The sequence below is a fragment of the Gordonia sp. i37 genome (genome assembly GCF_002043085.1).
GTDB classification, from domain to species: Bacteria; Actinomycetota; Actinomycetes; order Mycobacteriales; family Mycobacteriaceae; genus Gordonia; species Gordonia polyisoprenivorans.
In genome coordinates, this window is the sequence record NZ_MVPX01000446.1 from 1 (window position 1) to 8,202 (window position 8,202).

Consider the following 8,202-nt stretch of genomic DNA (forward strand, 5'->3'; position numbering starts at 1 on the left):
GGCCTGGGTGAAGCAGAAGCCAAACTCGTCGGGCACGCTCAGATGTGTCGACGGGTAACCCATGAAGTTGCCGGAGTCGATCGAGACGATGCGGTCGGCGGGCAGCACGTCGTCCAGGGCGATGGTCAGCTTTCGCGGATCGATCTGCTCGGTGGTGGAGATGTCGTCGACGGGGACGTCACGCCAGCGCGAGGTCGCCGCGATCGTCGCCGCGACCTCGGGGGTGCGGTAACCCGTCGGGGTCAGGTTCCCCCGCGCCGACAGCACGTCCAAGGCGTCTGCGGCGGTCAGTGCGCAATCGCCGATGACGCCGAGATGCACCGCACGGTGGGCGCCGATCGCATCGACGTCGACATCCACCTGCGCGACAACGGTATCGGAGCCGATCAGCTTGCCGTGACGCATCGTCCACATGTTCAGGGCGCAGCCCCAACCGACGATCAGGTCGGCCCCGGCCACGAGGTCGGCGGTCGTCGCCGACGAGAAACCGCCGGAGATGCCCAGCGAGAACGGATTTCCGGCGAACAATCCGTTCGCGACGGCCGAGGTGGCCACCAGGGCGCCGGTCGCCTCCGCCAATGCCGCGATCTGCGGTCCGGCGTCGCGGGCACCGCGTCCGGCGACGAACACCGGTCGCGCTGCCGCAGCGATGAGTGCCAGCAACGAGGCCACCGAGCCCTGGTCGGGACGCACCCGCGGGCGGGTGAGGTCGGCGACCACCGGCCCGGACACCGACGCGGGCGAGCCGGCGACGTCAATCGCCACGTTGAGCACGACAGTGCGACGCTGCGTGATAGCGGTTCGCATGGCCCGCACCACATCGGCGACGACGGTGTGTGCGCCGTGGACGCGCTCACTGACGGCGCCGACACTGGTGACCAGTGCCGCCTGATCGATGCGGAAGTTGGAGCGCAGGTCGGCGCTGGGGGCGTCGGCGGTCAATACCAGCATCGGGGTGCGGCTCTTGGCGGCTTCACCGATGCCCGTCATCGCATTGGTCAGGCCGCACCCCTGGTGCAGCGACACGACCCCGACCTTGCCCGACATCCGCGTGTATGCGTCGGCCATCGTGGCCGCGCCGCCCTCGTGGCGGGCGGCGGTGTATCCGACGCCGCCGGCGCGCAGGGCGTTGGTCATCGCGAAGTTGCCGCTACCCACCACACCGAAGACGTGACCCACACCGAGGTCGGCGAGGACGCGCCCGACGACGTCGGCGACGGTCGGACCGTAGGTCGACGGCGCTGTGGCAGAACCGGAGTGGGTGTCCGGGGCCGGTGCGAGAGAGGTCATGAGAAGAACCTTCGGATCGGGTTGCGGGAGGCCGGGGCAAGCAGATGCTGGGCGACGAGGTGTCCGGAGCCCGCACCGAGGCCGGGACCGGGATGGGTGGACGCACCGATATGCCACAGGTGCCCGACCGCGGTGCGGTGGCGGCCCTGGGAGGTGATCGGACGCCACCGCAGATTCTGGTCGAGTTCGGCACTGCCACAGTAGGGATCACCGTTGACCGCGTTGGCGTTGTGGGCTGCGAGATCGGCCGGTGAGAGGACATCGGACGCCAGAATCGTCGACGTGAAACCCGGCGCTAATGCCTCGATCTGGCCCAGCACGCGATCGACGTATCCTGCGGTGACCTCCGGAGTCCAGGCGCCGGCGGTCGCGATCTCGGCGGCTGCGTCGCTGGTAGGATCAAACGGCAACTCCTGCAATTGAATCCAGAGCGTCGACTTGCCCGCGGGGGCGCGGGAGGGATCCAGCAGGGACTGCTGGCCGACGACGATAGTCGGCCGCGCCGGCAGCATCTGCGCCTGCGCCTGGGCGCACGAAACACCCATCGTCGACGAGCCGTCTGTGACGTGGATCAACGGGACCTCACGCAATCGTTCGTCGGTCCAGGCGACCGGGGCGTCGAGGGCGAGGTGGATCTGCATCGCCGCACGCCCGTACCGGTACGTGCGTGCCTGCTCGAACGTGTTTGACGACACCGCATCGCGCGGCAGGAGCTGGGTATAGAGGGCCTGCGGGGTGACTCCGGCGACCACCGCGTGATCGGCGAGGTACTCCTCCTCGGCGGTTCGGACTCCGGTGGCGACGCCGTCGCGGACGACGATCTCGGTGACCGGCTGCCCGAGTACCACCTGGACCCCGTGGTCGGCGAAGAGTTGGCTGAAGGCGTCGATGAACTTCCCGGCACCGCCGCGCACCACGGGCAGACCGAACTCGTGCATGGTGCCGGCCATCAGCGGCAGCATGACGCCGCCGGTCGCCGAGTCCGGGCCGAGGCCGGCGTGCAGCAGCCACGGCGACCACAGTCGGTCGGTCTCCCAGCCGGCGAACCGGCCGTCGAGATAGCTCCGGCCACTGGCCAATCCGTCGCGGATGAGGGCTTCGGTGCCGGCGATGCGCTGCCCCTTGAGGGTGGTCAGGGCGAGTTTGGCCATCGACGCCGGATCGAGTTCGGCACCGAGCGCGCCGAAGATGGTGGCCGCCCGGCTTTCGAGGTTGCCGAGCATGCCCAGGTAGGCGTCCTTGTCTTCAGACGCCGAGAAGCCGGCGAGGGTGGCGTCGACGTCGCGGTAGGCGACGGCAACCTGCCCGTCGGTGCCGGCGCCCGCGGTCACCGCACCGTCGGTGTTGTCGTAGGCGAGCCCGCGGGCGTGCAAGGCCTCACCAAGCACCGCGTAGGCGCCGCCGGAGACGAACAGCGGATGCCACGAGGAGAACGTGTCGTGGATGAAGCCGGCGGCCGTGCGCTCACCCGAGCCGATGAAGCCGCCCAACACCGGATTGGCCTCGATCAGGGTGACGCTGCGGCTGGCCAGTGCGAGTTCGGCGGTGGTGACCAGTCCGTTGATGCCGGAGCCGATCACCACCACATCGCTGCGCGAACTCATGCGCCCGACCCCGTCTCCAGCAGCGCCAGCACGCGCGACGGGCTGCCGGTGCCGCCGACGATCGGCAGTGGTGCGACCACCAGCATCGCGCCGGTTGCGGGGAGTTGCCCCAGGTTGCGCAGTGAGGTGATGCCGTACTTGTCGTTGCCGAGGAAGTGATAATGCACCGGGAAGGCGGGCTCGAAACCGCCGGCCATCCCGGCGTCGACGCCGACGGTTTCCACGCCGAGGCCGTTGATGGGACGCTGCGTGGCCAGCCACTGCGCGCACTCGACGGCGACACCTGGTGTGTGCGAACCGGTCTCGTCGGCATTCAGGAACTCCTGCTGCGATCCGCCGCGGACCTCCCAGCCGGTGCGCAGAAGCACCCAGGCGCCCTGTGGCAGGGCCCCGTGGGCGGCTTCCCACTCCCGCACGTCGGCGACAGTCAACAGGTAGTCGGGATTCTCGGCGACCTTCTCGGTCAGGTCGATCACCGCGGCCGGACCGATCAGCCGCTGTACCGGGATCTGCGACACGTCGTGTCCGTCGCGGCCGCTGATCCAGTGGATGGGTGCGTCGAGATGGGTGCCGATGTGCTCGCCGGTGTGAATATTGTTGTGCCGCCAGAACGGACCCGGCTCATTGTAGGCGCTGACCTCCTCGAGACTGAAGTCGATGAGGTTGACGAACGGGTCCGGCAGCACCAGGGCGGGGGTGTCGCTGCTGAGTGGGGTCGTCAGATCCAGGACGGTCACCGAACCGTCGGTGAGTGCGCTGAGGAAGGACGCGACGGCGCTGGGGGTGGTGAGTGACTCGGTCATGGTGGGCCTTTCGTCGGCCGGAGAACGGGCGAGTGGAGCGGGTGCGGTAGCGGGGGTGGACAAGTGTTGAAGGGGAGTCTAGTGGCCGGGCTGCGGCTCAGCTCGGCGTTCGCGCAAGGTAATTGGTGACACGGATACTCGAGAGCAGGGTGCCGTCGTCGGCCCGCAGGTCGACCTGGTGCACCGTCAAGCGCCGCCCCAGCGACACCGCACGGCAGTCGGCGTGGACCTCGCCGGTGTCGGTGCCGCCGACGTGGCTGGCGGTCAGTTCGGTGCCCAACGCCACCCGCCCGGCACCGGCATGCACCGACGCCGAGAGGGAGGCGATGGTCTCAGCGAGCGCGGCGTACGCCCCGCCATGTACCCTCCCGGTGACCTGGGTGTTGCCGGCCACCGGCATCACCGCACGCGAATGCGCGGCGGAGAGCTCGATGACACGGATACCGAGGGTGTGATCGAGCGGGCCCTGGGGGTATCCCAGCGCCTGCTCGACCAGATCGGTGGTCACGGGGTCTGCTCGCGCCGCCGCGCGCTGCGGCCCGAACGGTACTGCTTGGGCATCGGGCCGGGGCGATACCCCTGATCCAGTGCGGCATTGAGCGTCCAGTACGGGTCCACCAGATGTGGCCGGGCGATGGCGCACAGGTCGGCGCGGCCGGACAACACGATGGTGTTGACGTCGTCGACCGAGGCGACCGCGCCGACGGTGATGGTCGGGATGCCCAACACGTTGCGGATGCGATCGGAGAACGGCGTCTGGTAGAGCCGGCCGTAGGCGGGCTTCGCCTTGACCGAGGTCTGCCCGGTCGAGACGTCGATCAGGTCGGCGCCGTGCTCGGCGAAGATCGTCGACATGGTCATCACGTCGTCGTCGCTGATCCCGTCGTCGACCCAGTCGGTGGCGCTGATGCGGACGCTGATCGGGCCGTCGAACACTTCACGCACGGCGTCGAGGATCAGGGTGCCGAAGCGGGCCCGGTTCTCGATCGACCCACCGAAGTCGTCGGTGCGCTGATTGGTCAGCGGCGAGAGGAACGCCGAGAGCAGATAGCCATGGGCGTAATGCAATTCGATCATGTCGAAGCCGGCCTGCGCGGCGCGGATCGCCGACTCCCGGTACGCCTGCACCATCGCACCGATGTCGTCGACGCTCATCTCGCGCGGCACCTGGCTGTCGGGACGGTAGGGGATCGCCGACGGCGCGAGGATCTCCCAGGCGCCCTCCTCCAGCGGGTCGTCGATCCCTTCCCACATCACCTTGGTGGCACCCTTGGGGCCCGAATGTCCGAGCTGCAGAGCGATTTTCGCGTCCGAGGACTCGTGGACGAAGTCGACGATCTGCGCCCACGCGTCACGTTGGTCATCGTTCCAGATGCCCGGGCAGCCGGGCGTGATGCGGCCGTCCTCGGTGGGCGCGGTCATCTCGGTGACGACCAGGCCGGCACCGCCGACCGCACGCGAACCCAGGTGCACCAGATGCCAATTGCCGGGCACGCCGTCGACCGCACTGTACTGCGCCATCGGCGAGACGACGACGCGGTTGGGCAGGGTCAACCCGCGCACGGTGAACGGGTAGAACATCGGCGGCGTCGACGGGTCGACCGGCACCCCGGCACGGTTGTCGGAGCCGGCGAACCACTCGTCGAGGCGGCCGACGAAGTTCGCGTCGCGCAGTTTGAGGTTGTCGTAGGTGACGCGCTGGCTGCGGGTGAGGAGTTGGAACACGAACTGCTCGGCCGGGATGTCGCGATAGCGGTCGATGTCCTCGAACCACTCCATCGAGGTCTGCGCCGAGCGTTGCAGGGATGCGGCGACCGGCATCCGTTCGCTCTCATAGGCTTCGAACGCTGCGCCGACCTCATGGGCTTCGGTGACCCCGCGCAGGGCACTGGTCAGGGCGATGGCATCCTCCATCGCCATCTTGGTGCCCGAGCCGATCGAGAAGTGTGCGGTGTGTGCGGCGTCGCCGATCAGTACCGTGTTGCCGTCATGCCAGGACTTGTTGCGGACGACGGTGAAGTTCAGCCAGCCGGAGTTGTTGCCCAGCAACGGATGTCCCTGGAGGTAGTCGGCAAAGACCTCCTCGCAGAACTTCAGTGACGCCTCGTCGTTCTCCCCGGGCCGCCGCGGCACCTCGGCGTAGACGTCGAGGCCGGCGTTGCGCCAGGTCTGTGGTGAGCATTCGACGATGAAGGTCGACGTGTTCTCGTCGAATGGGTAGATGTGTGCCCAGAACATGCCGTGTGGGGTGTCGCGGAAGACGAACCGGAAGCAGTCGACCGGCGTGGTGGTTGCGAACCACACGTACTTCGACGGCCGCCGATCCAGGCTCGGCGAGAGCGAATCAGATAGTGCAGCACGGGTTCCCGAGTTGACGCCATCGGAAGCGATGACCACGTCGCTGATGGCGCGCAGTTCATCCAGGTCGGGTGCCTGTGTCTGAAACTCGACGTCGACCTTGAGTTCGGTGGCGCGCTCGCCGAGCAGTGTCAGCAATTGCTTGCGGGCCATCGCAGCGAAGGAGTGACCGTCAGAGCGGTCGATGTGACCGTGGTAGTCGACATCGATCGGCGCCCAGTAGCGGTAGTGGCTGCGCATCCGGTCCAGCAGAACCGGGTCGGCGGCCTCGAGATTGGACAGCGTGTCGTCGGAGAACACCACGCCGAAGCCGAATGTGCTGTCGGAGGCGTTGCGTTCGTAGACGGTGATGTCGTGCGACGGATCGTGCTGTTTGAGCAGAATGGCCGACAGCAGGCCGCCGGGCCCACCGCCGATGATCGAGTACTTCACGGTGTCTCCCTCAGCAGTTCAGGTCGGTGAGCGGTTCGAACTCGACGGCCAGATCGGTCAGCACGAGGCTGACCGCGGCCAGGGCGGCTCGCGCGTTGGATGCCGCGCACGGGGCGATCGAGTCGTCGGCTACCAGGCGCTTGAGCGCCTGGTAGACGTCGAGCAGGGTGGATTCGGTCGAGTCGAGTGGCGTGCCGAGGAGATCGGTGCGCGCCGCCGACCCGCCGAGCGTGACGGTTGCGTTGGGGGACATGACTGGTGCCTTTCTTCTTCAGTTCGCCTGGGCTCGACCGTCAGCGGTTGTCGACGAGACGCTTGGCCTTGAGCTCGAAACGGGGCAGCGTGCCGGCGTCGGCACGTTCGATGTGGAATCGCAAACCTTCGTGTGCGTCGGCGAGTTCGCGTCCGAGCTTGTCGGCGACGCCTTTCCAGGTATCGTCGGTGACCGAGGTGAACGGTTCGGCGGCCAGAAAGATCTCGTCGCGGATATCGTGGCGTTCGATGCGGATCTGGAATTCGTCGATCTCGCCGAAGGTCCGCACGATGCTCTCCACCGCACGCGGGTAGACGTTGGTGCCGCGCACCAGCTTCATGTCGTCGACCCGGCCGAGGATGCCGCCCTCATAGAGGTCCCAGGTGCGACCACTGCCGGCGACGGTGTGCGGGACCTTGACGACCATATCGGCGCTGCGATAACGGATCAGCGGGATGGTGGCGCGTCCGAACGAGGTACAGACGCGCTCGCCGCGCTCGCCGTAACCGAGTTCCTTACCGGTTTCCGGGTCGATGACCTGCTCGATGAAGTGGTCTTCGATGATGTGGCAGCCGCCGGGCTGATCGGCCGGCTCGAACATGAAGATGGTCGAGACCTCGGTCATGCCCGCAGTGTCGAAACACTTGGCACCCCATTGGCTTTCGATCAGCGCCTTGGTCTCGGGGATGGAGCCGGCCGGTTCGCCGGAGAGGATGACTGTGTGTACTTTGCTGGTCGGCAGGTCGATGCCGAGAGCTTGGGCCTCCTGCGCCAGGCGCAGCGCGTAGGTGGGCGTGGAAGCGACGACGGTGGCGTCGAAGTCGATGATCTGCCGGATGCGCTGGGTGGTGTTCTGGGCGCCGCCGGGGATGGTCAGCGCCCCCAACTTCTCCAGGCCGTTGTGCAGCCCCCAGAAGCCGATGAAGGAGCCGTAACCGAAAGCGACATAACCGATGTCGTGTGGACGGACGCCGGCGCCCCAGAGCGCGTAGCACCACATCTCCGCCGACCATGCCCAGTCCTTGCGCGAATCGAGTGCGCGCAGCGGGGTCTTGCCGCTGGTGCCGCTGGTGGTGTGCATGCGGATGGCGCCGACGTGATCGGTGACCGGCAGTTCACCATACGGCGGGAACTGCTCCTGGCTGCGCATCCAGTCCTCGCGGGTGAGGAAGGGGATGCGGTCGATGTCGGCGCGCGTCCTGAGCTGCTCGGGCGAGAAGCCGGCTGCGGCGAAGGTCCGCTGGTAGAAGGGGCTGCGCGCGGCCGCCCATTCGGTCAGGCGCCGCAGTTTGGTGAGTTGCAGGGCGTCGAGTTCAGCACGATCGAGCTGCTCGGTCTTGGGATTCCAGAAGGGCTGGTCGTTCATCGGAACTCTTCTCCATCTGTGGTGGCGGATGGGCGGATGGGGTGCGGTGCACGAGGAGTGGAGGTGGCGTCGGGGGGGACTCCGATGCCTGGCGGG

At 67.6% G+C, this 8,202-nt stretch carries 7 protein-coding genes; all 7 read right to left on the reverse strand.

What is annotated here, in order from left to right; genetic code table 11:
* On the reverse strand, positions 1-1,290 hold a 1,290-nt coding region (locus tag B1964_RS22045), incomplete at its 3' end, for a thiamine pyrophosphate-binding protein (RefSeq protein WP_079931285.1).
* Positions 1,287-2,894 (reverse strand): NAD(P)/FAD-dependent oxidoreductase, encoded by a 1,608-nt coding sequence (locus B1964_RS22050; RefSeq protein ID WP_079931286.1) that lies wholly within the window; start codon positions 2,892-2,894, stop codon positions 1,287-1,289. The genes B1964_RS22050 and B1964_RS22045, both read right to left, overlap by 4 nt.
* Positions 2,891-3,697, reverse strand: coding sequence for a cyclase family protein (locus B1964_RS22055; protein ID WP_079931287.1), 807 nt, complete (start codon positions 3,695-3,697; stop codon positions 2,891-2,893). The genes B1964_RS22050 and B1964_RS22055 overlap by 4 nt, the downstream gene beginning before the upstream one ends.
* Positions 3,698-3,794: 97 nt before the next feature.
* Positions 3,795-4,205: a PaaI family thioesterase gene (locus tag B1964_RS22060; RefSeq protein WP_172398924.1), complete on the reverse strand. Its 411-nt coding sequence runs from the start codon at positions 4,203-4,205 to the stop codon at positions 3,795-3,797.
* Positions 4,202-6,487: an FAD-dependent monooxygenase gene (locus B1964_RS22065; RefSeq protein WP_079931289.1), complete on the reverse strand. Its 2,286-nt coding sequence runs from the start codon at positions 6,485-6,487 to the stop codon at positions 4,202-4,204. Before B1964_RS22065 ends, B1964_RS22060 begins: the two co-directional genes overlap by 4 nt.
* Positions 6,488-6,497: 10 nt before the next feature.
* On the reverse strand, positions 6,498-6,740 hold the full coding sequence (locus B1964_RS22070) for a hypothetical protein (protein WP_079931290.1): 243 nt from the start codon (positions 6,738-6,740) through the stop codon (positions 6,498-6,500).
* A 40-nt stretch (positions 6,741-6,780) separates the two neighbouring features.
* Positions 6,781-8,106, reverse strand: a complete 1,326-nt coding sequence (locus B1964_RS22075; RefSeq protein WP_079931291.1) for a phenylacetate--CoA ligase family protein — start codon at positions 8,104-8,106, stop codon at positions 6,781-6,783.
* Between the last annotated feature and the right edge of the window lie 96 nt (positions 8,107-8,202).

What these genes read in the sequence shown, in the direction of transcription:
- B1964_RS22050 (WP_079931286.1), bottom strand. Translation starts at nt 2,894, where the DNA reads ATGAGTTCGCGCAGCGATGTGGTGGTGATCGGCTCCGGCATCAACGGA.
- B1964_RS22055 (WP_079931287.1), bottom strand. Translation starts at nt 3,697, where the DNA reads ATGACCGAGTCACTCACCACCCCCAGCGCCGTCGCGTCCTTCCTCAGC.
- B1964_RS22070 (WP_079931290.1), bottom strand. Translation starts at nt 6,740, where the DNA reads ATGTCCCCCAACGCAACCGTCACGCTCGGCGGGTCGGCGGCGCGCACC.
- B1964_RS22075 (WP_079931291.1), bottom strand. Translation starts at nt 8,106, where the DNA reads ATGAACGACCAGCCCTTCTGGAATCCCAAGACCGAGCAGCTCGATCGT.